Origin of the sequence: Sphingobium indicum BiD32 (assembly GCF_000382885.1) — a bacterium.
GTDB classification, from domain to species: Bacteria; Pseudomonadota; Alphaproteobacteria; order Sphingomonadales; family Sphingomonadaceae; genus Sphingobium; species Sphingobium japonicum_C.
On sequence record NZ_CAVK010000061.1, the window covers coordinates 83,377 to 106,718 of the forward strand.

Sequence of the window (23,342 nt, forward strand, 5' to 3'; positions counted from 1 at the left end):
TCAGGTCGCAGCGACGACGAGAATATCGCGAGTAGCATTATGCAAGGCGCGCCGGGCCACGCTTCCAAGCAAGGCCCGTGTGACGACATTGCGACCGTGCGAGCCCAGTACCAGGAGATCCCGGGTGACGTCGTGCGAGAGCCCCGCCACGATCTCAGCCGGTGCTCCTTCCACGATACGGATTTGTGAGATCAGCCCCTCAAGCCCGCCATCGATTAGTAACGCGCGCAACCTGCCTCGCGCGGCCTCCGCTTTGCTTCTGCGGTATGTCTCGATTTCGGCTGCCAGCGTTCCGGCCTTCAGTAAAGCCTGTTCGAAAGGAAGCGGCAGGTCGATGACATGAACGATTTCGAACATGGAAGCCGGCGTCAACGCGACAGCCTTGTCAAGCGCCTGTCGGGAAGACAACGAAAGATCCATCGCAACCGTGACCCGGCTATAAGGACCTTCGGGCGATGCTCTCGCCACGAGAACCGCGACGCGGCCACTGCGCGTCAGTCTGTCGGCAGTGGACCCAAACAACCTCTCGCGAAGCGTAGCGGGATTGCCGGGGCCGATAACGAGAAGATCGGCGTCCCGGGCGAGGGCAACAGCTTCGATGCATTCGTGCGCGCGTCCATGATCAACGACGACATCAACATTCTGTCGGTTCTGACCAGCAAGGAGCAGAGCGATATGCTCGCGTGCGTTATCTTCCAACGTCTGACGTAGTGTGGCAAGTGAGGACCAGGCGCCGATATCGTCCTCCACAAGGAGGAGATTCTCCAGAACATGGACAAGTATGAGACGCGCGTCATGCATTTGTGCCAATTGCAGAGCCCGTTCGAAGACCGGGTCCGCATCGCACTCCAGCGCTATCCCCGCAACGATCACCTTTATGGACATGCGAAGGTCTTTCAATGACTGCTGAAGATAATCAAAATTTCAAAGCCTTCTCTCAATTCTGGACAAGTAGTTGCACAACCGTGCCTATAGATGAGATAACCTGAGAAACATAACCGCCGCCGACGACGAGCGGAGCTTAACATAGCGTACTCGGCGCGGTCATCCGGATACGCCCATCAAGGCATGGCAAGAACCAGCCTTGCAATGCTGAAATAGATCAGCACCCCGGTCGCATCGGCGATCGATGTGACGAGCGGGGTACTCGCGGTAGCCGGATCCATACGAAAACGGCTGAGAATGAACGGCAGCAACATGCCGATCAGACTGCCGACGATGACGATCAGTATCATCGAAAGAGCGATCACGAGGGCAATTTCACGCCCACCCCGGAAGATCCCGATCACCGCAATCGCGGCCGCCATGCTCAGGCCGAGCAGGACAGCGACCGCCAGTTCACGTGCGAAGACCTTCCCCCAATCGGACAAGGCGATATCACCCGTGGCAAGCGCGCGGACCATGAGCGTCGAGGATTGTGAGCCCGCGTTTCCGCCTGATGCAATCAGGATCGGGAGGAAGAACATGAGCGCCAGATGTGCAGCGATCGTGTCCTCGAAATGGGCGATGCCAGCACCGGAAAAAATGTTCCCGAAGACGAGGATCATAAGCCAGGAAATCCTGGCTCGATAAAGGATGGGCACTGTTGCCCGGGACACGCTGGAATCCAGGTCGGTAATGGTTGCCACGCGATGGAAGTCCTCGGTAGCCTCGGCCTCCATGACATCAAGTGCATCGTCATGCGTAATGATGCCGACCAACTGATCCTGATCGTCGATGACGGGCAGGGCGATAATATCGTATCGCGCGATTTTGCGGGCGGCAGCCTCCTCATCGTCGTGAACGCGGACCGCATGCAAGTTGGTGTCCATGATATCGGCGATGGTCGCGCGATGCGGCGCGGTAATGATGTCCTCGAGCCGAACGGCACCGATCAGCCGGCGCTCATCGTCAATCACGTAGGCCCGATAGATGGTTTCCTTCGCCGGCGCTTCACGGCGCAAAAGTCTCAACGCCTGGGTCGCACTGATATCGGACGGCAGCGCCGCGTAATCGGAGGTCATGATTGCGCCGGCAGTGCCTTCCCGATAGGCGGTGAGACGCCGGATATCCTCCCGTTCAGCCTGGGCAAGCGCGGGCATGAGCGCCTCCCGCTGCTCAGGGGACAACTCGTGATAGAGATCCGCACGGTCGTCCGATTGCATGTCGGTTACGATTGCCGCCAAATCGGCGCGCGGGACAATCATCGCGAGCTGCATCTGACACGCATGGTCGAGATAGCTGAAGATAGCGGCCACACGCCGCTGGCCGGCCTGCCGTAAGATACGCCAGCTTTCCTCCGGGGGCATGGCTTGAAGAGCAACGGCTATATCGGCAGGGTGTTCATGCATGAGCACCCGTGCAATTTGGTCAGGCTCCCCCTTCGCAAGGAGAGTCTCGAGGCCAGTCACTGTCTGCTGCATTCGAAGCTTCCGCCATTGCCGATTCAAGCGGCGTCAGACCGCATCATGGCGATAGTGATAGCAAAAAAATCAAGTTTGTGAAATAACGCAAAAATTCATCTTATGAAATACTGCCAACACCCCAGAGCGTTCAACATTCATACATAATTCTTCTACATATAGATAAATTATTGTTGACACATTCTACACGGCAATGACTTGCATATATTTCCGCAGAAATTTGCTATTTTTATAGAAATGCCTATATTGCTATTAAAGAACGCTCCAATGGCTCGGCAGGAGACCTTATGTTTTCTGCATACCGCCCCGGTTGCACTCGTTTGATACGAGGTATTTCTTCACGGCAACCGAGTGTAACCGGCGTGTTGCCATCAACCCAAGGAGGTTTCCCATGGCGAGCTACGCCTTATCCCATGCCCGGCCATCATCGCAGGCAACAGTCCGGATCGAGGCACTCATTCTGCGTTATCCCGATCTGGACGAGCGGGAGCTCGACGAACTGGTCGAGCGTATTCCATTCATGCCAGTGATCGAACAGGCCTTGATGACGGCCGATGATCGATTTTCCGCGAAGCTCGGAGCGTTCTATCGAGATCATGGTGACCGGCTCCGCGCACCTACGTTCCGACTTGTCCTAGCGCTCATCTTGCCGCTGATCGCAGGCGTCGGCCTACTCTCGTGGCTTCTTTCCTAGGGGACACTCCCTTGGTTCCTCCATCAGGTCCGCTCCTGAAAACACAGGGAACGGACAACAGATCGTACCTCTGGTACGAGCTCCGCCTCGAACCAGGGGTTTCTGGCGAACCAGGGGCGATTGCGCGGCGACGGATGCGGCAACGGCAGCCAACCTCCCGGAAGATAATCGCGCCAGGCGCGGACTGTCTCTTCCAGCGAGCCTTTACGGTTCCGACCAAGATAGCAGCCCTGGGCGTAATGGCCGATCAAGATGGTGAGCGAAACGTTTGGCAGCAGTGCCATGAGCCGTTGATGCCAGAGCGGTGCACATTCGGATCGCGGCGGGTTATCCCCCGAAGACGCTTTGCCCGGATAACAGAACCCCATAGGGATAATCGCAACATTTTCCGGATCATAAAATTCGTCGATGCTCAGTCCTAGCCAGTCACGCAAACGCACACCGGAAGGGTCATCCCAAGGGACACGGCTCTCATGAACCTTGCGCCCCGGTGCCTGGCCGATGATCCGCAGCCGCGCGCCATAGCCGGCCTGGACGACCGGCCCTGGTCCATGCGGCAGGTCGGAGCAGGCACGGCAGGCACGAATGGCCTCTAGCAACGCGGTTAACGGTTCGGACATCAAGCCTCATATTGGGAGCGCACACCTCCAAGACAACGGTTGACCGCTCCCGTTTGTATCGATCGGCGCGGGACACCCGCCTCGGATGACCGCTCTTGCGAAGCAGCTTTTACTTGCACCAGAATACGACTGCAGGCGCCTGCGCCCAAGCCACCACACGTCCAATCGCCACGGTGGACGCGCAGCCTTCGCGAAACGCGCGTTCAGCTACGAGGCGCTTCTTTTCCCCAGTGATCGTGAGGATCAGGCAGCGGGTTGCCACAAGCGCAGCGCGCGTGAGCGTGATCCGGGCCACCGCTGCCTCCAGTGGCATCGGATCTGGGACTACGCTGCAAGCACGGTGCTCTGACGATCTGTTCAAGGCCGCTTCGAAGTCTGGCCCGGGCAGGATCGATGCCGTATGGCCATCTTCTCCCATCCCAAGCCAGACAAGATCGAGCGGCCAACGAAGCGTGCGCAGCGTTCTGCTTGCGGAGTAGCCGACGGTGTCGATACCGTCGTCGTCATCAAGCAGAGTTACGAGCCTGGCCTCGGTGCTGCCGAAAAACCTCCTGATCAATCCTGCATTGCTGAGCACATGATCGATCGGCACCAATCTGTCGTCGGTTGGCAGTAACGTTACGCCTGACCAGTTCAGGTTGCGATTGGCCAACTCCCGAAAAATCGGCACCGGCGTGGTCCCACCTGGAAGCGCCAGAACCGCCGATCCATGAACCTCGATCGCGCACTTTATGATCGATTCCACAGCGTCCGCCACCGCGCATGCCATAGTGTCAGCGTTATCGAACAGCTTCCAAGCGATCCCATTCCGATGGCCGGCGGCGCACGGCATCATTCACCCCATCGTGACCAGGATTTCATGGCTCTTGCCGTCATCCGGCAGGTCGAAGCAGAGCGGTCGCTCGGTAATGCGGACATCATCCATCCTTGCCTCGGCAATGCCATTTGCGACACCGGCAGGATTGGCGACGCGAATGTCGAAGCGCGTCGACCCGCGGCGCAAGGCGATCTCGAAGCCCGGCCAGCCATGCGGAATACAAGGATCCAGATGGAGCGACGACCCGCGCATCCGCAAGCCCAATATCTCTTCCAACCCAGCCCGGTATAGCCATGCCGCAGAGCCCGTATACCAGGTCCAGCCTCCTCGCCCCAGATGATCTGGCGCCGCATATACGTCAGCTGCCACGACGTAAGGCTCCACCTTGTAGCGACGCAGGTCCGAGCGGTTTCTGGCGTGGTTGATCGGATTGAGCATCGTGAAGAGCCCAGATGCTTTCTCGCCTTCGCCGAGGCGGGCGAACGCGATGATCGACCAGATGGCACCATGGGTATATTGCCCGCCATTCTCGCGGATGCCAGGCGGATAACCTTTGATGTAGCCGGGATCGTGAGCAGTCCGATCAAAGGGCGGCGTGAACAGCAATGCCAGACCATCGTCGCTCCGGATCAACTCACGCTCGACGGCCGCCATGGCGCGCTGCGCCCGCTCGGGGTCGGCCACGTTCGACATGACCGCCCAGGATTGCGCGATTGTATCGATCCGGCATTCGTCGTTTGCCGCCGAACCGATCGCGACGCCATCATCAAACCACGCCCGCCGATACCAACTCCCGTCCCAGGCTTCACGTTCAAGCGCTTTTTGCAGGTTTGAGGCCTCTTCACGCCATGTGGAAGCACGCTCGGTTTCGCCCCGGGCCTGCGCTATCGCCGCGAAGCTGGTGAGGGACATGTGCGACAACCAGGCCAGCCACACGCTTTCTCCCTTGCCCTGCTCCCCCACTCGATTCATGCCGTCGTTCCAGTCGCCCCCGCCGATCAGGGGGAGGCCGTGAACCCCGCGAGCGAGGCTCGCATCGAGCGCAAGCGCGCAATGCTCATAAAGGCTGGCCATGCGCTCTGAAACAATCGGTGTGAAGAAGCTGTCATGCTGATCTTCTTTCAGACCCGGCCCTTCCAGGAAGGCAATCTCCTCTTCGAGCAACGAGGCGTCGCCAGTCGTCTCAAGATAATGGGCGACGCAATAAGCAAGCCAGAGCCTGTCGTCGGAAATCCGGGTGCGAACGCCTTGTCCGGAATGCGGCAACCACCAGTGTTGCACATCACCCTCGGGGAATTGACGGCCCGCAGCGCGGATCAAATGCTCGCGGGTCAGGGATGGCCGAAGAGCGGCGAGCGCCATGCCGTCCTGGAGCTGATCGCGAAAACCGTAAGCTCCGCTTGCCTGATAGAAGCCAGAACGCGCCCAGAGACGACAGGCGATTGTCTGATAGAGTAGCCAGCCGTTGAGCATGATGTCCATCGAGCGGTCTGGCGTCTTGACCTGTACCGTGCCGAGCAAACCCTCCCATTGCCCGCAAACCTCGGCAAGCACACTGTCCAGGTCCGCATCGCGATAGCGGGCGATCAGCGCGGAGGCCTGTTCCGCGCCATCGGTATCGCCCAGCAGGATCACGATTTCGGTTTCGGCGCCCGGTCCGAGATCGACAATCGTGCCCATCGCGCCGCATGGATCCAGCCCAGCCCCGACCGCCCCGGAGAGCGGAGCGCTTGCCGCCAGGGCAATGGGGTCCGACAGACAGCCATTGCGGCCGATGAACTCGCGGCGATCACCCGTCCAGTTCGTTTGCCGCGCCCCAAGATCGAGAAATGCTACGCGACCGGCAAAAGCCGCATTCCACGGATTGCGTGCGAACATCGCGCTCGTCTCTGGGTCAATCGAGGTGACAACATATGGAGCTGAAGCCGCCCGGGCGGTGCCAAGCACCCATTCGACATAGGCTGTGATCGACAGACGCCGCTGTCTGCTCGTTGTGTTGCGTAACTTGATCCGCGTGATCTTGATCGGATCCGCCACGGGCACGTACATCAGCAGTTCAGCCGCAATGCCGTGCGCTTCATGCTCGAACCGGCTGTAACCCCAACCGTGCCGGGCAACATAGATACCGGAGTCGTCGCGTATGGGTAGCGCTGTCGGACTCCAGAGGTCACCGCTATCCTCATCCCGCAGGTAGATGGCTTCTCCGGGACGGTCGGTCACCGGATCGTTCGACCAAGGGGTCAGCTGATGTTCCCGGCTGTTGACCGACCAGCTGAAACCACAGCCTTCGGCCGAAACCTGAAATCCGAAACCCTGATTGGCCATGACATTGATCCAGGGCGCGGGAGTGGACTGGCCAGGTCCGAGAGTGATGACATATTCCTTGCCCTTGTCGGCAAACCCTCCGATCCCATTGGAAAATTCCAGTTCAGGACCGGTTGCGACGCGCGGTTGCCGCCTACGTCCCATCGCGTTTTGCGCTGCACGCACAGGGGCGGCCGGCTCCTTGAGCCGGCCCAGCTGCTCGGCAAGCCCGCCCCCGTCGCCCGTAAGCCGTACCCGCGCGGCCGATGCCAGCAATGCGGTTGTTTCGGCGGGCACCAGGTCAGCGCGCAGTACGAACACCTGGCCTGTCACCCCCTCGGATGCCGGCTGGCGAGCCTGGCTCGTGCGCAAGACAGTCTCGATCGTGGTTTGCAGGTCCTGGACGTAAGAGGAAGCTCGTTCATTGAGGATGACGAGATCCACCTCAAGCCGACGCGCATGCCAATATTCCATAGCCTGAAGCAATTGGTGCACGATCCTGATATCCTCGACATTCGCGATGCGAAGCAGGATGATCGGCAGGTCGCCCGAAATGCTCTGCGGCCAAAGGCCCGATTGCGGCCCGGCGCCGCGGACGATCACCTCCGATGATGGCCTCAGCGCCGGGCCGGCATAGATGAGATGTGCCGCGAGACGCTGGAACGCGCCGGCCTCACCCCGATCGATGCCAAGATGGTGGAGTTCCACCTGAGACTGCGTCCAGGCGAGGGTCACTGCCCGTTCAAAGGCACTGATATCATTGGTCTTGTCGACGGCATCGATCAGATCGTCCCTTGTTTCCGCCACCAATGTCCAAAAATCGATGCGTACGGCCGCACCGGGGGCCAGGCGCACCCGTCGACGCAGGACAAAGACAGGATCGAGCACCGCGCCTGTCGCGCGTGAGAGAAGGCGACCATCGATCACAGAGGCCGGGGTTCGAACCCCGAGTCCGCGGCCGAGGAAGCGGGCTCGGTCGGTCTCGAACTCCGCTTTTCCAACCCCTTCGTTCGATGCGACCGAATGATGCGCCGCCCAAATCTCGGGCTCATCGGGCGATCGGCGGCGACGGGTGGCGAGGATCGCGCCCAAGCGCGCCACATATTCGGTTTCGACAAAGAGTTTCGAGAAGACCGGATGGGCAGCATCTGCCGCCTGGGGGGCGATGGCAATTTCGGCATAGGATGTGACTTCGATCTCTCTTGGTCGCCGGCCGTTGTTGGCAAGCGTCAGACGGCGGACTTCGGCGTCGTCTTCCGTCGAGACCACCACCTCAAGCGTTGTGTGAAGATCGCCATCCTGGCGTGAGAATGTCGCTCGCTCTTCACTGAAGGCTACTGAGTATTGATCGGGTTGAGCGCTCGTCGGCTGGTAGGTTGCGGACCATAGCAGGTCGCTCTCCACGTCACGCAAATAGATGAACGAACCCCAGTCGTCACAAGTTGCGTCCTCGCGCCAACGGGTCACGGCGAGATCCCGCCAGCGGCTATAGCCCGATCCGGCCGCAGTGAGCATAACGCTGTAACGGCCGTTGGAGAGCAGATGCGTAGCAGGCGAGGCGGCATGCGGGTCGGCATTCCGCCATGCCGCCAATGCTTCGAACTCGCGGATGCGGGCATTGGACTTCACATCGCTTGTCCATGAAGGCGCACTAGCGACCTCACGCGGCATTCGTTCATGGAGCAACAGTTCGGCCGCGCGGATGATCGGCTCTGCATGGAAGCGCTCGCGCATCAATCCGCCGAGCAGGGCGTCGGCGATGGCGACCACCGTCATCCCCTGATGATGGGCCATAAATGCGTGAACGACCGCGACCTTCTGATCGTCCAGCAATCGACGCGGCGTAAAATCGAGTGCCTCGAAAAATCCGAAGCGCCCGCGGGCCTCGTAAGCGGCCAACCGTGAGAAATTCCGCGTCGCGGCGACCGGATCGATAATTGCCGCGAGCGCTGTTGCGTAAGGCGCAATGACGGCATCTTCGCCCAGTCCCCGCTTGAGACCAAGTTCAGGGATGCCGAAATTGGAATATTGATAGGTATGCTCCAGGTCGCGCGCATTGTAGGCTGACTCGGATATGCCCCACGGCGTGGCGAGGCTCCTGCCATATTCGATCTGCTTCTTGATTACCGCGCGATTGGTCCGTCCTATGATGCTTTCGCTCGGCGCACGCATGATCAAGGCTGGCATGAGATATTCGAACATCGAGCCGGACCAGGACAGCAAGGCCGCATCGCCGCCGGCGGGAATGACGCCATGTCCGAGGCGGAACCAATGCCGCGCAGGCAGATCGCCTTTGGCGATGGCAAAGAAGCTTGCCAGCCGGGCCTCTGAAGCCAGCAGGTCATAACAGCTTTCATCCAGTGCGCCGTCGCGAACCACAAAGCCGATGGAAAGCAACTCGCGCTCGTCATTCAATAGAAAACCAAACTCCATCGCCAATGCGCTCTCGCGCGCCGCGCGGGCGACCGCCGACAAGCGCGCCGTGAGCTCGTCGCCGGCGCCAGCGTCGCGCTGATGGCTGGCAATCGTACGGCACATCGCTCGCGCCCAGAAGAGGATGTCTGTGGCATCCTCGCCCCGCTCCACCGCGAAGGCTTTGGCCAGATCGACGAGGAGTTCGGCGGGATGCGCAAGCCGGTCGAGCAGGGCCCCGAGCGGTTCTCGGTCCACTGCAGGCGCGCTCAATTGCGCGCGAATGAGTGCGAGTGCCTCATCGAGCTGGCGCCAGGTCACTGTTTCAGTGCGACGACGATCCCGCAGCGTTTCGACCTCTTCCCGGACGAGCGACAGCGTATCGACAATGCCGGAGAGCCGCCTGGCATCTTCCTGGGGTCGCGTGCACCACTCCTCGCAGGCACCGGCCAGCGCGATGAGATGACCTGCAAGATTACCGCTGTCGACCGACGACACATATTGGGGGTCGAGCACACGCAGATTTTGCGTATCGTACCAATTGTAGAAATGGCCGCGATATCGCTCAAGCTGGGCCAACGTCGTCATCGTCGCCTCGAGCCGTTCGACCGTATCAAGCGCCCCCATCCAGCCAAAATCGTGCGCGCTCGCAGTGGACAAGAGATAGAGGCCGATGTTGGTCGGGGAGGTACGTCTCGCGAGGACGGGCGATGGCACCTCCTGGAAATTGTCCGGCGGAAGCATGTGATCGCTTGGCGTTACGAAGGTCTCGAAATAGCGCCATGTTCGCCGCGCGGTCAAACGGAGCGCCTGCCGATCGGTGTCGGTCAACGGACGCTCCGTGACCGCACGCGACGGCCGGCTTACCCATCGCGCGACAGCGGGGGAAATGATCCAGAGAAACCCGAAAGGCGCGGCCAGATATACTGTCCTATCGCCGAGATAGAGCGTGCCTGCGATAACAGCCGCGCCGGTCATGGCGGCACCCGCCATCCACCGGTAATATGCGCCAAGGGTGGGATCGCGGCCGATCGTCGCCTGTGCTGCGGGTGTCCATTGCAGGAGATTTCGCCGGGTGACGAACAGACGAAGCAGTGTGCGAATGACGGCATCAGCCATCAACCACGCTTGATGCGCGAGAAGTATGATGATGAGGAAGGTCTGCGAGAACGCACTGCCCAGATCGGACAGGAATCTCGCAAAATGGGCGCGGGCCGGGATCCCGGGATGACGGGCCCAGACCGCGGCCAGGACCGGGGAGAAGCTCGGCAAGGCGATGGTCGCCAGGAAGAAGAGCGTCCAGACCAGAGCGGCTTCGAACGGCAACGCCCAGCCCGCGACAAGCGCAAGAACACAGGTCAAAGGCGTGATTGACCGCCGCAAATTATCGACCATTTTCCAGCGGCCGCTAGCGGGCATCTCAGCGGGCATGCGCCGGGACGTCCCAAGGAGCGCGCTCCAGCCCAGAACCCAGGGTAGCAATTGCCAGTCGCCACGAGCCCAGCGGTGGTACCGCAACGATGCGACGTCATAGCGGGCCGGGAAAGATTCGACGACTTCGACGTCGGAGGCGAGGCCTGTGCGGGCGAACACGCCTTCGAACAGATCGTGGCTGAGCAGGGTCGAGTCAGGGACGCGATCGGCCAGAACAGCCTCGAAAGCCTCGACCGCATAGATGCCCTTGCCGGCATATGATCCTTCCCCGAACAGATCCTGATAGACATCGGATACGGCTGCGGAATACGGATCGATGCCGCTCGGGCTGGAAAAGGCTCGCTGATAAGCCGACCCTTCCTCTCCGATCGGAAGGTTCGGTGTTACACGCGGCTGAAGGATGGCGTACCCTTCGACGACCCTGCGCCTGGCGGGATCGACAACCGGTTGGTTCAATGGATGCGCCATCTTGCCGATCAACCGCCGGACGGTATCTGGAGGAAGGCGGGTATCCGCATCCAGAGTAATGACATAGCGCACGCCCGCGGGACCTGCTGGCGGGTGTCCGTCGAGCATCATGAAAGTGGTATCTTCAGCGCCGCCGAGCAGGCGATTGAGCTCATGCAGCTTGCCCCGCTTGCGTTCCCAACCGATCCATTGGCGTTGGCTCTCATTCCAGACACGGCGGCGGTGGAGCAGCAGGAATCTGTCCCCGGCGGGCGCCGGCGGGTACTGTCTATTCAGGCGTGCGACGGCATCGATGGCCGTTTGCAACAGCGCCTCGTCGCCCTCGACCGTCTCGCTTGCGGCATCGGCCCAATCGGAGAGGAGCGCGAACTGAATGTCCCCGTTCACGCTTGCGAGATGATGGATTTCCAGTTGCTCGACCTGCTCGAGAACCGCTTCGGGCCGGGTCAGCAAGGTGGGCACGACCACCAGGGTGCGCAAGCTGGCGGGTACCCCTCCGCGAAGCTCGAGACCGGGTACCTGAGTCACACCGAATTGGCGGGTCACGATCTGGTTCACAAGCGACACCGCCGAATCGATCGCCGGCACCGACCCCAGGAGTCCGAGCACGGCTAGCAATAGCCAGCCCATGTTGGCCTCAACATGGAAAATGACGGGTAAGCCCAACAATAACAGAGCGACGAGCGCTCCAGCTCCGGCATATCCGCCGACGCCGAGGGCCCGGTACGCCCGGCTAACCATCCCCCACCAGGAAGGGCGAAAGCCGAGAGCGGCTTCGAAACCCGCGCGACCTTCGGCAGTCAGATAATAGCCGGGATCCTTTCGCCGCCGTTCGGCCGCCTCTGCCGAGGCAGAGACAGCGCGGCGCGCGACATCCAACTCTTCACGGTTCGACCCGCGGGCAAGTTGCTCGATCGCCGTGCGATAGAGGTTGCGCGTGGGAAAATCCATCGCAGCGAAATCGCAGTTCTCGGCGAGCACGCGATCGACCAGCGAGACGCGTTCGAAGAGAACTGCCCAGTCCACATCGGAGATGTGGCGCATGCTTGTTATGATGTTACGCACCGTCACATTGGCCGCGATTTGCCTTTGTTGCTCGTCATGGATGGCGCTGTCCGACGACCGTCCATCTTCGGCGAGCCGCTCGTTGAGCTGATCGAGCATGGCGGTAAGGGCCGGGCTCTGATCCCTCAATCGATGGATCAGTTGCAGCGCCAGCGCATCGGAAGGCGCCGCTGGGCCGAGTTCATCAATGAAGTCCACTTCCGGCTGGTCGGAGGTAGAAGCGCTCAACAGCTTGTCCGCAATTTCATCGGCGATGCGACGTTCGTCGCGGCTGTAGACGATCCGTTCTGCGATACGCCGCAAATTCTCTATCAAAATGATGCGCAAGGTGATTGCCGAAGCCCATAGCTCACCGATCGTCAGTGGCTGCACCTCTTGATAGGCATGGATATACGCGCACCAGATGTTGCTGTCGAACCGGCTGTCGGTATGCGCAACGAAGGCCCAGACCAGGCCGAATACTCTCGGCAGGCCTTTGAAAGGACCATCGGCGAGCTTGGGCAATTGTCGGTAATAGCGTGGCGGGAGGTCTAACCGAATTTCTCGAATCTGACGCTCCACAAGATGGAAGTTATCGATGAGCCATTCCGCAGCCGGGGTGATGGCCGCCTTGTCGACGACGGCCGCCATGATCGCTCGATAGGATTGGATAAGGCTTGTTTCATTCGCCGCCAGGCGATCGAGCAAAGGATGACCCAATTGGTGATGCGACTTGACCGCCTGCGCCCGCGCCAGACTCCGAGCATGCTCTTCCATGCGTTCGACGCTGAAGATCACCTCGCGAATGGCGGCCGTATCGTCCCAAGGTGACCTGGAGGCCGCGCGGCCCAGCAGATGCCTGAAGCCCAAGCTCGACGCGGAAGGATGCGTTGGAACAGTGCCACTGCGATCTTGGCTCATGCAATCCTCCTTCGGGCGTCGCGTCAGGCGCCGTGTAGTGTGCCCCCCGACGATCGACCGTCAGATCGGTCGCGAGCTTCGCCAGCGAACGGCAAAATATCGGACAGTGCGCTCCCGAACTTGCCCACGAACGCGCGATGAAGTCTCCGCCGTGCACGAAAGTGCCGGGTCTTGACGGTAGCGGTGTTGATGCCGAGCGTTTGGGCGACCTCGCCAACATCGCATCCTTCGATTTGTCGCAAAACGAAGACCGTACGGAATTGTGCCGGCAACCGATCGATCGCATCGTCGATGAACCGCTTGATCTGGCGGCATGCCAAAGCATGCTCAGGCGATCCCGACATCGACCCGCGCATCAGGTATTCGTTGTAATCCTCAATCAGGCTGGCGGAGTGCTTTTCGAGCCATACCCGACGTCGGCGGAGACTCCTGGCCTGTGCAAGAGCCGCGTTGATGACGATACGGGTCAACCAAGTCGAAAGCGTAGCTCGTCCCTCGAAGCTGCCAATTGCCGCAATGGCGCTAAGATAAGCGCTTTGCACCGCGTCTTCGGCGTCTTCGCGATTGCCTACGATCCGCCATGCAGCCCGAAACAGACGCTGATGATTGCGTTGCATGACAAAACCCAGCGTCGTTGAGTCAACGCGCTCGGCTTCTGTCCCCAATCCAAGGCCGGAATGCGCTTCAGGAAGAGGCGGGGTCTTGGCGTTCACACCATTTCCCCAATTATCCCAAAGCATAATCCAAACACGGCGGCCTCCTTTCAAACGCTCATCCGGCACAGAAGGTTGCGAAGGCCTGATTCCACGTCAGATCATACTTTCTGTCATCGCTGGGATCATGACGCCCACACCGCTCAACACTTGGACGATGCTCCTGCCTGGATGGATTCGCAGGCGACAGACAATGAAGAAACCCGTCATTATATTGCCAACATTGTTCCGATCGCTTGGTTTTCTCAGAGAGAGCGCCACGAATGCTTGGGCAGGCGCCGCCGAGCTTTTGCCGGAGCGTCATGATCGCCCCGCCATTAATATGAAGCAAGAGAATATAATTGTTATTTGAGACCAATTTAATTGATACGAACTCGTGCGCTGGCTCCGTCACGGGAAAACCCCGATGGTTCCGCACCGCCCAACATGATGACCAGCTTAATGGACAGGCACGACCGACCGGTCTGATGCTGCCCAATCACAATCTGGTCGACGCGTTCAGCCCCGGATCGGCACCGAGAACTTCGCTCGCAGGGCTTTTGATGGCCCATACCAATGAGCCGCGCAGTCCGGTCAGGTATCCTCAACGTCGCGCAGCAATATGTGGGTGTGAACCTTGTCTGCGGAATGCTTCCTGAGGATCGCCATCGCCCGTTCTTCATGGAGCGGGTCCCGGACGCGTACCCATAAGAGCAGACCGCCTCGTACAATCTGCTCCTCAAGATACTCTGCATGATGGTTGCCAAGCTTGTTGGCGAGCATCGAGCCAACAAGACCGCCGGCGCCACCGGCCAATCCTGCGCCAGCAATAACAGCGAGCAAGCTCCCTCCTGTCGCCACGATGACGCATCCCGCGGCGAGTGCCCCCACATAGACGAGCCCGCCAATGATCCCGCCCTCCGCGTCGCCAATGGCCTCGGTCGATACAAAGGCCGTGCGTGGCACCTCGGGATCGTCTGCCAGCAGATCTACCCTGGAATATCGATGGCCCAGCTTCTCCTCCACGGCGCGCTCGCTTGCCAACAAGCTGAGTTCGGCGCGGTGAAAGCCCGAGCTCAGCAGCTCGTCGATCGCATCCTGAAGTCCTCGGTGACTGTGGAAAATACCTACCGCTTCCCGCAGCGCACCTGACGCCTGATCAATTCCCATGATTGTTCCTCCAAATCTTGGCATCTTGGGCGCGGCCATCGATAATATGCACCCCTCTGCAGCCGTCAGGTTTTAGTCGCCCATTGGCAGCAAGGCCGAACCGCCTGGGTCCGGCCTGCCTTCTCGCCGAACGATCGACCGTTCAAAATCGAGTTCAGTGCACAGGCCTTCGAGATCACGGTGGACGAATGCTGCTGCAACCTTCCTCCCGCCGCGCCTGAAAATGATCGAACAAATTCGCTCCTGCAGGTCGCCATCTACCTCGATCGCATCCCAGCCCGCGCCATGACCGACATAAGCGATCCCAAGATCATATTGCTCGGTCCAGAAGAAGGGGATTGCCGCAAATCGCTCATGGCGTCCGAGAATGTTTCGGGCCGCGGTTTCGCCCTGACGCTCGGCCACGACAAAATGTTCGACGCGAATTGTCTCGCCGGTGAGCGGGTCCGGCCACCGCGCGATATCCCCCGCCGCAAACACATGAGGCCTACTCGTTTCAAGATATTCGTTCACCAGCACGCCATGATCAATGGCCAGGCCCGCTTCCTCGGCCAGCGCCGTCTCAGCGCGCGCACCCACGCCGATAACGACCAGGTCGGCAGCGATCTTTTCGCCATTCGTCAACGTCACCCCCTCGTCATCGATCTCGGTAGCCGTTGTTTCGAGATGGAAGGTGACGCCGTGGCTCTCGTGCAAGGTCTGCAGAAACCTGCCTATCTGCGGCCCCAGGACGGCCTCCATCAAAACCGCCTCACGGCCGATTGCATGCACGTCAATCCCACGGGCCCGAAGCGAAGAGGCGACCTCAAGACCGATAAAGCTTGCGCCAATCACGACAGCGCTCTTCGCCGAGGTTGCGGCTGCGACCAGATTGCGGCTGTCGGATACGGTGCGCAGATAGTGGACATGCGCGAGGGACGCACCGGGGATATCGAGCTGCACAGGCCTGGCGCCGGTAGCAAGCAGGAGAGCATCATAGGGATAGCGGCTTCCGTCCGCCAAGATCACCTGCCGAGCCGCCAGATCGAGGCTGGTCACCAGCGCGTTCAGATGCAGATCGATTTTGTGCTCGCGATAGAATTCGATTGATCGAAGCGGGATCCAATCCTCGGGGACCGCGCCAGCCAGATAACCCTTGGATAGATTTGGCCGATCGCACGGTAGGGCATCGTCAGCGCTCAGCATCGTGATCGGCCCAGTATAGCCCTCCCTCCGAAGGGTTTCTGCAGCGGTATTGCCGGCCGCGCCGCCGCCGACAATGACAACCGATGCTGGCACCCCGGCCTCGCCTGCCAGTACAGGCGCCTCCGGCTCGTGGAGCTCTTCCCGGACAAAAGCGATATCGCCGACCTCCTCCACGCGCCAACGCCGCAGGGGATCACGAGCCGGTGCGCGAAGCACGCTGCCCGTGCGCAGGTCGAAACAAGCATGGTGCCATGGGCACCGGATGGTCTCATCAACAAGAGCCCCATCGGCGAGCGGCGCTCCGTAATGCGTGCAAAAGGCGCCAACCGCGAACAGGCGGCCCCCACGTCGAACAAGCAAGACAGCGTCACCCCCCGAATGTCCTTGGAGCATGGTTCCCTCCGGCAGCGATGCAAGTGAGACTCCGAGGCTAAGATCGGGTCCGGACAAGGCGGGCGTTTCGGTGGTCATGCGATACTCCTTCGCGCTGTTGGCGCACTCGCCTGACAGCCCAGTCACGCAAGCAGGCGCCGCTTGGCTCCCTCTACTATTGATAACGATCGGCCGGATTGGTTCCCGGGAATTGATGACCCGTCCGGATGTCACGGGGTGCCATGATCGCATGATGATACGTACAGCGATCTGACGCACGCCGTCGGCGCCTGCCGCGTTCCATATTTCAGACCAAGCCTGGGCCGTATGGCCGACCTTGGCCAGTTCTGCACTCCGAGTGACGAACAGGACCAACGCCGCCGAACAGGCGATTGAGGCCTGGCGCTGGCCGGAAAGAACCGCCTAGTTCGAGATATGTAACAGCGTCGGCACGGTCTTGCGCAAAGCCAAAGCCGATGCCATCACCGCGCCTGGCACCATGGACGCCGACACATGAACCGATGGTTGGACTAGCTGTCCGCCTGATGCTGAAGCAACCGGCAGGAGGTCGTCAGCCACGGCGATTATGACGTTCGAAACCATCAAAATATTGATGCTAAGTGATAATAATATTAATTCGACTTATCTTAAATTTGCGTTCACCTTTCAACTTACGATGCGACCGCCAAATAGCGCTGGGCACCAAGCGGCAGGGAGGAGCCCCGGTATGTCGGTTGAGACATCTTTGAAATCCTCAAGTGAGCATGAGGCTCCAGATCGTGTCCGCGACTTGCCGACGGTAGACAGCGAAGAAGCTGCCGCTGAGGAAGCGAGTGCTTCTGCCATTCAGCGAATGATCGCCTTGGGGCAGATGAGCAGTGGCTTCGTGCACGACTTCAGAAACATCCTCGCCGTGATTTCCGCTGGACTGAGCTTGGCAAGGCGTCACGAATCTGACCCGGTTGCGTCAAATGGATTCCTTGCAGGAGCTCAAGAAGGGGTGGATCGCGGGTTGAAAATGGCGACGCGATTGCTGGATTTTACGAGCGGTCATGACTGTGAAGTCCATGCCGAAAACGTCAATGACGCTCTGCGGCAGTCGGAAGCACTTCTGCGGTATGCCGCCGGTGCCGATACCCGACTGATCCTGCAACTCGGTTCCAATGTCCCGGACTTTGATTTCGATCGTCCGCAATTCAATGCAGCGATCATGAATCTCGTCATCAACGCTCGAGATGCGATGCCAGACGGTGGAGTCATCCAAATCAGCACAGATTTGGTCACCCAACCGGCATTTACCGGCGTGAACCTCGAGGCTTATGTCCAAATCCGCGTGCAGGACGACGGGACTGGCATGTCGGCGAGCGTCATGCGCAGAATCATCGATCCCTTCTTTACGACCAAGGCCGAAACCGGAACCGGGCTGGGGCTACCGCAGGTGGATGCCTTTGTGAAGCAGGCTGGTGGTTTCATGAGAATCGATAGTGCGATCGGGGCTGGAAGCGTATTCGACCTCTTCTTTCCGGCGCGCGCCAGTGCGACTCCCCAGTGACGAGGTCATGTGGATTTGATGGCTTTCCCGCGGCGTACGTCCATCGAGCCTAGCCAGCCTGTCTCCTGAACTATCTGGCACGAGGGGATCACTGTGAGCGCCGGTGACAAGCCATCCGAGATCAGGACTGAATTCCATCCCGTATACCGTCCATTTGATCCATGCCCAAATCCATACGATGGTATCCATCCGGTGAGAACCGCATGAAGAATGGAGCTGGCTGCTGTAGGTTACCGGTTTCAGCGGGAGTCTGCCGATGGATGATCCGCAGATTGACGTCGATCTGATCGACGAGGCGATTTTGGCGTTGATGTTTTTGACGGTGCAGAGGGACGATCGTCAGCTTCCGATCTGGCGCGCGTGGAAGTCATTCGACTGGGCCGCGATGGGCCGGCTCTACGAGAAGGATCTTATCCTCGACCCGGTTGGCAAGACCAAGTCAGTTGTCATCACGGAAGAAGGACGCCGGCGCAGTGAGGCGGCCTTTTATCGCCTTTTCGCCCGCAGGGAGGACTCTCAGGCGGCTCCGGGCAGCTGAACGGGGCCGCTCCAGTTCCAGGGCAGCAGATCGTCGAGGCGGCTGACGGGATGCTCGGCAATGCGGGCAAGGACGTCGGCGAGCCAGGCCTGGGGATCGACGTTGTTGAGCTTGGCGGTACCGATCAGCGAGTACATGATGGCAGCGCGCTGGCCACCGCGATCAGATCCGCAGAACAGCCAGGCCTTCCTTCCAAGCGGCACGCAGCGCAGGGCGCGTTCGGCGGCGTTGTTGGTGAGACAAACCCTGCCGTCGTCCAGGAAGCGGGTGAAGGCATCCCAACGCCGGAGCATGTAGTTGATGGCCTTGGCGAGGTCGTGGTTGCGCGAGAGCCTGGCGAGCTGGGTAGTGAGCCAGGCGTGCAGCTCGGCCATGAGCGGCGCGCTCAGCTCGCGGCGCGCAGCGAGCCGCTCGGCAGCATCCTTGCCATTGATGGCGCGCTCGACGTCGAACAGGCCATCGATCCTCTGCACGGCCTCGAGCGCGATCGGGTAGATCATGCCGGCATGTTCACCGCGGTTCTTCTTGCGGGCCGCGCTGGCAACGTCGGCCAGCTCGAAGAACTTGCGCCTCGCGTGGGCGAAGCAGCCGGCCTCGAGCACGGGTGCAGGCAAGCGACCGGGGGCGTAGAGCTCGCCGTAACCGCCATAGGCGTCGGCCTGCAGGATCCCTGACCAGGATGCGAGATGCGTCCTTGGATGTTCGCCGCGCCGATCGCGCGAGTAGTGGAATAGCGCCGCTGGAGGATCGGCGCCGGCGAACGGTCGATCATCGCGCACGTAGACCCACAATCGGGCCGTATCGGTCTTCACTTTGGCCATGACGGGCACGGTCGTATCATCGCCATGCAATCGCTCGGCGGCGAGGATGTGCGCCTCGATGAGCCGGTAGAGCGGCATCAGCGCGAAGGCGGTGGCACCGACCTGGTCGGCGAGCGTCGAAGTGCTGAGCGGGACGCCTTCACGGGCGAAGCGCTCGGCCTGGCGGTTGAGCGGCTGGTGCTGCCCGTACTTCTCGAACAGCAGCATGGCGAGGAAGCTTGGTCCCGCCCAGCCACGCGGTACGACGTGGAAGGGCGCTGGCGGCTGCGTGATCGCCTCGCAGTCCCGGCAGGAGAACTTCTCGCGCACGGTCTGGATGACCTTCCAGGCGCGCGGGATCGCCTCGAGCGTCTCGGTGATGTCCTCGCCCAGCCTGGACAACCGGCTGCCGCCACAGGCCGGGCAAGAGCACGGTGCCGGCACGACGACCCGCTCGCGCGGCAGGTGTTCGGGAAACGGCTTCCTGGCCGGCCGCTTGCGTTCGAAGGCGGAGATGGTTGCGGTCTTCTCGGCCGCGGCCTCAGCAGCAACGTCGTCCTCGGCCGCGTCGGCCTCGAGATCTTCGAGCTGCAGTTCCATCTGGTCGAGGAGCCGGCGGGTACGCTCGGCGCTGGCGGCGTATTGCTCGCGCCTCAGCTTAGCGATCTGCAGCTTGAGGTGTGCGATCACCGCCTCGGTGGCACTCTCCCGAGCATGGGCATTGGCGAGCTTGGCCTCGGCCTCATTGGCCCGCTGGGTCGCACTCGCCAGCAGCGCCTTGAGCGCTTCGATATCGTCAGGAAGGGGCGAAACGGCTGCTTCCATGACCGCGATGGAATCACAGAAAAGCGCCCGAATGAAGCGCAAAATGCGAGGGTAGTGAAGAAATCGCGCGCCCTATCCGGCACTCTGGGGGCGCCAGGAATACTGCGGGTTACGCCAGTCGATGCCGTCGAGCAGGCAGGCAAGTTGCGAGGCTGTCAGCGACACCATGCCGTCCTTCGCCGACGGCCAGACGAACCGGCCCTTCTCGAGCCGCTTGGCATAGAGCGACATGCCGATCCCGTCGTGCCAGATCAGCTTCACCAGCGATCCAGCCCGCCCGCGGAACACGAACAGGTCGCCGCCATGGGGATCGCGCTTGAGGCCCTGCTGGACCAACAAAGCGAGCCCCTGCATCCCCTTGCGCATATCGGTGTGGCCCATCGCGATCCACACGCGGGCTCCCGAAGGGATCATCGCAGCGCCTTCAACGCTGAGGCCACCAGCGCCGGGGATGCCGAGGCAAAGATGCTGATCCGCTTGCCCCGTGCCAGGTCGATGACGATTGCGGGCTGCAGACCGGGGTGAGCTACACCTTCGTCCTCGATCATCACGGCCGCGGCGAAACCGGGAGCCGCCAAATCATCAGGCTCCGGTTCGGCATGAACCTCGCGCAGTTTACGCCGCCAAGTGTAGACCAGGGCCGTCGATACGTCGTGCCGCCGCGCGACCTCGGCGACGCAAGCGCCGGGCGCGAAGGCCTCGGTCAGGATCTCTAGCCGCTCCCCGTCGCTCCAGCGTCGACGCCGCTCCGGCCCGGAAAACACCGTGATCTGCCCCATCGACCGCTCCTAAGCGCACTCTTAAGAGCACGCTTAAGACCGGTCGCTCACCTCATCGACAAGGCGGGACCCGCCGGATGGATACATACGATGCAGCTGAAATGCGCTCTTTGACGTGTCCATCTCGATGCACCGGCTCTACGGCCGTGATCAGCGCGCCAGGCAAGGCACTGCTCGGCGATTATGCGGACCAGCACCGAGGCGCATTTTCGTCTTGCACCACGGTCGTTGGGAAGTCCCTACCGAGTAAATCGTTGCCCGGTCAGCCCTCGGCACTCGGATGATAGCGCTTGACACGGTGCAAGGTGTTTCGATCGGTATGATGCATTTCAGTGCCCGTGGCGGCGAGCTTTAGCAACAAGTCCGATGTATAGCTGAAGGTACCGTCGTCGTTGATCGTGAAACAGCTTTTGAAGTCGCGAATTTCGGCGCGCTCAAGAAGATATTTATTCTGCAAAACGCCGTAGCAGGGCGAACCTGGCTTGGCATCGAAGGTCAGGATCTTGTCTTCCTGCCTGGCGTTGCTGCCCGCAAGGATGGCGATCCCGCGCCCGAATACCACTGTACGCATGAGCTCGCCATGCGCCTTATCCCAGAGCAGAAAGCCGATTTCATCATGGAAGGGGTCCATGGCCTCCTCGCCGTGACGCCAGGCAGTCATGCTATAGTTCAGCCCCCACAGCGTTTGCTGACCGTTCTCCTGCACAGGAATCGGCTTGAACGACGCCTTTTCGAAATAGGTCGTCTCGGTCGTCCAATCATCCTTATTGTGATAGGAAAGATCAACCCCGACATTGCCTTCCCACTCACCGACGAGTGGTGTCAGCGGACCCAGTTTGCGCGAATAAGCGATATCGTTCGGCACCGCGACCTTCTCCTTCTCTTACGCTTGGTGGTCACGTTACCATTTGAAGGCGCGAGACAATCAACGAAAGATTTTCAGACCTGCGAACACTTTCTTGCATGTCTTCTGTTTATTTCCATCGCTGCGCGTTTCCGCCTTTTTTGCCCGGTAGCATCGGAGCCGGCGTCACCTCACAACCACAGAAACCTGCCGCGAACCGCTCCCCATGCCACCCCCTGTACCTGCGGAGGGCAATAGCAGGCATAGTCGGCAGCCTCGCACAACCGCTAACGCGGAACAGCGTATAGTGCTCGACGGCCCTCAACGAGCCATTGAGTTCCTTTTGGATAGAGCGGGCCTTGGACGCCGCCAGCGTGTCGCACGCACCCTCGATCTCCGCGAGCAGATCCGCAAGGAGTCCGACCGAAAGTGGTAGGAAATCTTGCCCTATCAAACCAATGTTCCAGAGCTGCCCTCAACCCGGTGCCCGTAGCTGGCCATCATCTGAGCATGCTATTTGCAAGCTGATCGACTTTGGCGTGGAAGAAGCGCTCGCTCCACAGGCTCAACGACTTCTCCTCGGCCGGACGCAGGAATCTGCTTACATCGGCCGCCGCCGCATCCCAGTCGATCGAGGTGATCTTCGCCTTCAAAGTTGCGATTACCCACGCGTCGTCGATCGAAAGACCAAGCTCATGCTGCCACGGCCCCGCCTGGCGCAGAGCGGCAGAAAGGAGCGGGAGATTTGGAGATGTGCGATTTGCGACATACCAGGAGAAGTCGAACCAGTCGCGGCCTTTCAGATAGGGTCGGCAGAGCAGCGCGTGGATCTTGAGCGCGAAATTGGAAGGAAGATCCTGATGCCGCACCTCATAGTCGGCGGGAAAATCGAGGAAGGTCGCCCCCTCACCGGAGCCCGCTGGCGGATTGGTGTCTATCTCAAGCTTGATCTTGATCGTTTTGGCGCGTCCTGATCCGGCGAAACTCAGATTGAGCTGGCTTGCGATTGAATCGTCCTTGAGGATGGCCTCGCGCACCACCCTGTCCATTTTGTCCTTGGGTTGCGCGTCCAGCTTAAGCCCGAACTGACCGAAGATGTCTACGAGCGCCGAAAGGTAGGGGGACCACTGGAAATCGGGGTCGGGTGCGCGGAGCAGGAAGTCGAGATCCTCCGAGAAGCGGGGGAGGGCATGCAGAATGCGCAAACTCGTGCCCCCCTGAAACAGCGCCACATCGAAAAAGTCGGCGCGCCAGAGGGCATAGAGAGCGATCTCCTGGAGGATCTCCTTGGTCGCATTCTCCTCCTCGACGGCGTTGGTCGCGCCATAGTCGCGCAGTTTCCTCTGGAGCATCTCAATCATCGGGCAGGGTTCCTGGTGATGGCGGCCCGTCTCGCCGGACGGCAAGCTCAAGCAAGCGGAGAAAGTCATTTACCGTCTTGTGCTTGTAGGGGGTTGAGTAGCAACGGA

Annotated in this window: 17 protein-coding genes; 4 read left to right on the forward strand and 13 right to left on the reverse strand. The window is 60.5% G+C overall.

Features of this window, described 5'->3' with window-relative positions; genetic code table 11:
* Together EBBID32_RS06805 and mgtE are read right to left on the reverse strand one after the other, a co-directional pair.
* Positions 1–885 (reverse strand): universal stress protein, encoded by an 885-nt coding sequence (locus tag EBBID32_RS06805; protein WP_037489311.1) that lies wholly within the window; start codon positions 883–885, stop codon positions 1–3.
* Positions 886–1,061: 176 nt separating this feature from the next.
* Positions 1,062–2,402, reverse strand: coding sequence for a magnesium transporter (gene mgtE, locus EBBID32_RS06810; protein WP_037489314.1), 1,341 nt, complete (start codon positions 2,400–2,402; stop codon positions 1,062–1,064).
* A gap of 391 nt (positions 2,403–2,793) precedes the next feature.
* Here mgtE and EBBID32_RS06815 point away from each other — a divergent pair, with 391 nt between their 5' ends.
* Positions 2,794–3,096, forward strand: a complete 303-nt coding sequence (locus EBBID32_RS06815; RefSeq protein WP_006952849.1) for a hypothetical protein — start codon at positions 2,794–2,796, stop codon at positions 3,094–3,096.
* A gap of 23 nt (positions 3,097–3,119) precedes the next feature.
* Here EBBID32_RS06815 and EBBID32_RS06820 read toward each other — a convergent pair whose 3' ends face one another.
* The 4 genes from EBBID32_RS06820 to EBBID32_RS06835 form a co-directional block, all read right to left on the reverse strand.
* Positions 3,120–3,716 carry a uracil-DNA glycosylase family protein gene (locus EBBID32_RS06820; RefSeq protein WP_006952850.1) on the reverse strand — a complete coding sequence of 199 codons (597 nt, stop codon included), beginning with the start codon at positions 3,714–3,716 and terminating at the stop codon, positions 3,120–3,122.
* A gap of 109 nt (positions 3,717–3,825) precedes the next feature.
* Entirely contained in the window at positions 3,826–4,551 is a 726-nt protein-coding gene (locus tag EBBID32_RS06825) for a 6-phosphogluconolactonase (RefSeq protein ID WP_051093295.1), read from the reverse strand.
* On the reverse strand, positions 4,552–12,903 hold the full coding sequence (locus EBBID32_RS06830) for a GH36-type glycosyl hydrolase domain-containing protein (protein ID WP_231382128.1): 8,352 nt from the start codon (positions 12,901–12,903) through the stop codon (positions 4,552–4,554).
* 236 nt (positions 12,904–13,139) lie between these two features.
* Complete coding sequence (locus tag EBBID32_RS06835) at positions 13,140–13,829, reverse strand: sigma-70 family RNA polymerase sigma factor (RefSeq protein WP_006952855.1); 690 nt, start codon at positions 13,827–13,829, stop codon at positions 13,140–13,142.
* Between the two features lie 193 nt (positions 13,830–14,022).
* On the opposite strand from EBBID32_RS06835, the gene EBBID32_RS24015 reads away from it, so the two are divergent.
* Positions 14,023–14,181 (forward strand): hypothetical protein, encoded by a 159-nt coding sequence (locus EBBID32_RS24015; RefSeq protein ID WP_156022486.1) that lies wholly within the window; start codon positions 14,023–14,025, stop codon positions 14,179–14,181.
* A 221-nt stretch (positions 14,182–14,402) separates the two neighbouring features.
* Here the strand turns inward: EBBID32_RS24015 and EBBID32_RS06840 are convergent, their stop codons facing one another.
* Together EBBID32_RS06840 and EBBID32_RS06845 are read right to left on the reverse strand one after the other, a co-directional pair.
* Entirely contained in the window at positions 14,403–14,978 is a 576-nt protein-coding gene (locus EBBID32_RS06840) for a hypothetical protein (protein ID WP_006952858.1), read from the reverse strand.
* A gap of 72 nt (positions 14,979–15,050) precedes the next feature.
* A complete protein-coding gene (locus tag EBBID32_RS06845; RefSeq protein ID WP_006952860.1) occupies positions 15,051–16,634 on the reverse strand; it encodes an FAD-dependent oxidoreductase in 1,584 nt (527 codons plus the stop codon).
* A 628-nt stretch (positions 16,635–17,262) separates the two neighbouring features.
* Here EBBID32_RS06845 and EBBID32_RS06850 point away from each other — a divergent pair.
* Together EBBID32_RS06850 and EBBID32_RS06855 are read left to right on the forward strand one after the other, a co-directional pair.
* Positions 17,263–18,087, forward strand: coding sequence for a two-component system sensor histidine kinase NtrB (locus EBBID32_RS06850; protein WP_231382129.1), 825 nt, complete (start codon positions 17,263–17,265; stop codon positions 18,085–18,087).
* A gap of 256 nt (positions 18,088–18,343) precedes the next feature.
* Positions 18,344–18,625 carry a DUF6429 family protein gene (locus EBBID32_RS06855; RefSeq protein ID WP_006952864.1) on the forward strand — a complete coding sequence of 94 codons (282 nt, stop codon included), beginning with the start codon at positions 18,344–18,346 and terminating at the stop codon, positions 18,623–18,625.
* On the opposite strand, the gene tnpC is transcribed toward EBBID32_RS06855, so the two are convergent.
* From tnpC to EBBID32_RS06885, 5 genes are all read right to left on the reverse strand, one after another.
* The gene (gene tnpC / locus EBBID32_RS06860; RefSeq protein WP_006952866.1) at positions 18,604–20,250 is read right to left on the reverse strand and encodes an IS66 family transposase; all 1,647 of its coding nucleotides are present in this window, start codon (positions 20,248–20,250) and stop codon (positions 18,604–18,606) included. The two genes, EBBID32_RS06855 and tnpC, sit on opposite strands and share 22 nt — an antisense overlap.
* A 72-nt stretch (positions 20,251–20,322) precedes the next feature.
* The gene (gene tnpB, locus EBBID32_RS06865; RefSeq protein WP_036524680.1) at positions 20,323–20,664 is read right to left on the reverse strand and encodes an IS66 family insertion sequence element accessory protein TnpB; all 342 of its coding nucleotides are present in this window, start codon (positions 20,662–20,664) and stop codon (positions 20,323–20,325) included.
* A complete protein-coding gene (gene tnpA / locus EBBID32_RS06870) occupies positions 20,661–21,029 on the reverse strand; it encodes an IS66-like element accessory protein TnpA (protein ID WP_006952871.1) in 369 nt (122 codons plus the stop codon). The genes tnpB and tnpA overlap by 4 nt, the downstream gene beginning before the upstream one ends.
* Positions 21,030–21,291: 262 nt before the next feature.
* Positions 21,292–21,894: an FABP family protein gene (locus EBBID32_RS06875; RefSeq protein ID WP_006952872.1), complete on the reverse strand. Its 603-nt coding sequence runs from the start codon at positions 21,892–21,894 to the stop codon at positions 21,292–21,294.
* 479 nt (positions 21,895–22,373) lie between these two features.
* The gene (locus EBBID32_RS06885; protein WP_006952878.1) at positions 22,374–23,234 is read right to left on the reverse strand and encodes a nucleotidyl transferase AbiEii/AbiGii toxin family protein; all 861 of its coding nucleotides are present in this window, start codon (positions 23,232–23,234) and stop codon (positions 22,374–22,376) included.
* Between the last annotated feature and the right edge of the window lie 108 nt (positions 23,235–23,342).

What these genes read in the sequence shown, in the direction of transcription:
- EBBID32_RS06805 (WP_037489311.1), bottom strand. Translation starts at nt 885, where the DNA reads ATGTCCATAAAGGTGATCGTTGCGGGGATAGCGCTGGAGTGCGATGCG.
- mgtE (WP_037489314.1), bottom strand. Translation starts at nt 2,402, where the DNA reads ATGCAGCAGACAGTGACTGGCCTCGAGACTCTCCTTGCGAAGGGGGAG.
- EBBID32_RS06815 (WP_006952849.1), top strand. Translation starts at nt 2,794, where the DNA reads ATGGCGAGCTACGCCTTATCCCATGCCCGGCCATCATCGCAGGCAACA.
- EBBID32_RS06820 (WP_006952850.1), bottom strand. Translation starts at nt 3,716, where the DNA reads ATGTCCGAACCGTTAACCGCGTTGCTAGAGGCCATTCGTGCCTGCCGT.
- EBBID32_RS06825 (WP_051093295.1), bottom strand. Translation starts at nt 4,551, where the DNA reads ATGATGCCGTGCGCCGCCGGCCATCGGAATGGGATCGCTTGGAAGCTG.
- EBBID32_RS24015 (WP_156022486.1), top strand. Translation starts at nt 14,023, where the DNA reads ATGAAGAAACCCGTCATTATATTGCCAACATTGTTCCGATCGCTTGGT.
- EBBID32_RS06840 (WP_006952858.1), bottom strand. Translation starts at nt 14,978, where the DNA reads ATGGGAATTGATCAGGCGTCAGGTGCGCTGCGGGAAGCGGTAGGTATT.
- EBBID32_RS06845 (WP_006952860.1), bottom strand. Translation starts at nt 16,634, where the DNA reads ATGACCACCGAAACGCCCGCCTTGTCCGGACCCGATCTTAGCCTCGGA.
- EBBID32_RS06850 (WP_231382129.1), top strand. Translation starts at nt 17,263, where the DNA reads ATGTCGGTTGAGACATCTTTGAAATCCTCAAGTGAGCATGAGGCTCCA.
- EBBID32_RS06855 (WP_006952864.1), top strand. Translation starts at nt 18,344, where the DNA reads ATGGATGATCCGCAGATTGACGTCGATCTGATCGACGAGGCGATTTTG.
- tnpC (WP_006952866.1), bottom strand. Translation starts at nt 20,250, where the DNA reads ATGGAAGCAGCCGTTTCGCCCCTTCCTGACGATATCGAAGCGCTCAAG.
- tnpB (WP_036524680.1), bottom strand. Translation starts at nt 20,664, where the DNA reads ATGATCCCTTCGGGAGCCCGCGTGTGGATCGCGATGGGCCACACCGAT.
- tnpA (WP_006952871.1), bottom strand. Translation starts at nt 21,029, where the DNA reads ATGGGGCAGATCACGGTGTTTTCCGGGCCGGAGCGGCGTCGACGCTGG.
- EBBID32_RS06885 (WP_006952878.1), bottom strand. Translation starts at nt 23,234, where the DNA reads ATGATTGAGATGCTCCAGAGGAAACTGCGCGACTATGGCGCGACCAAC.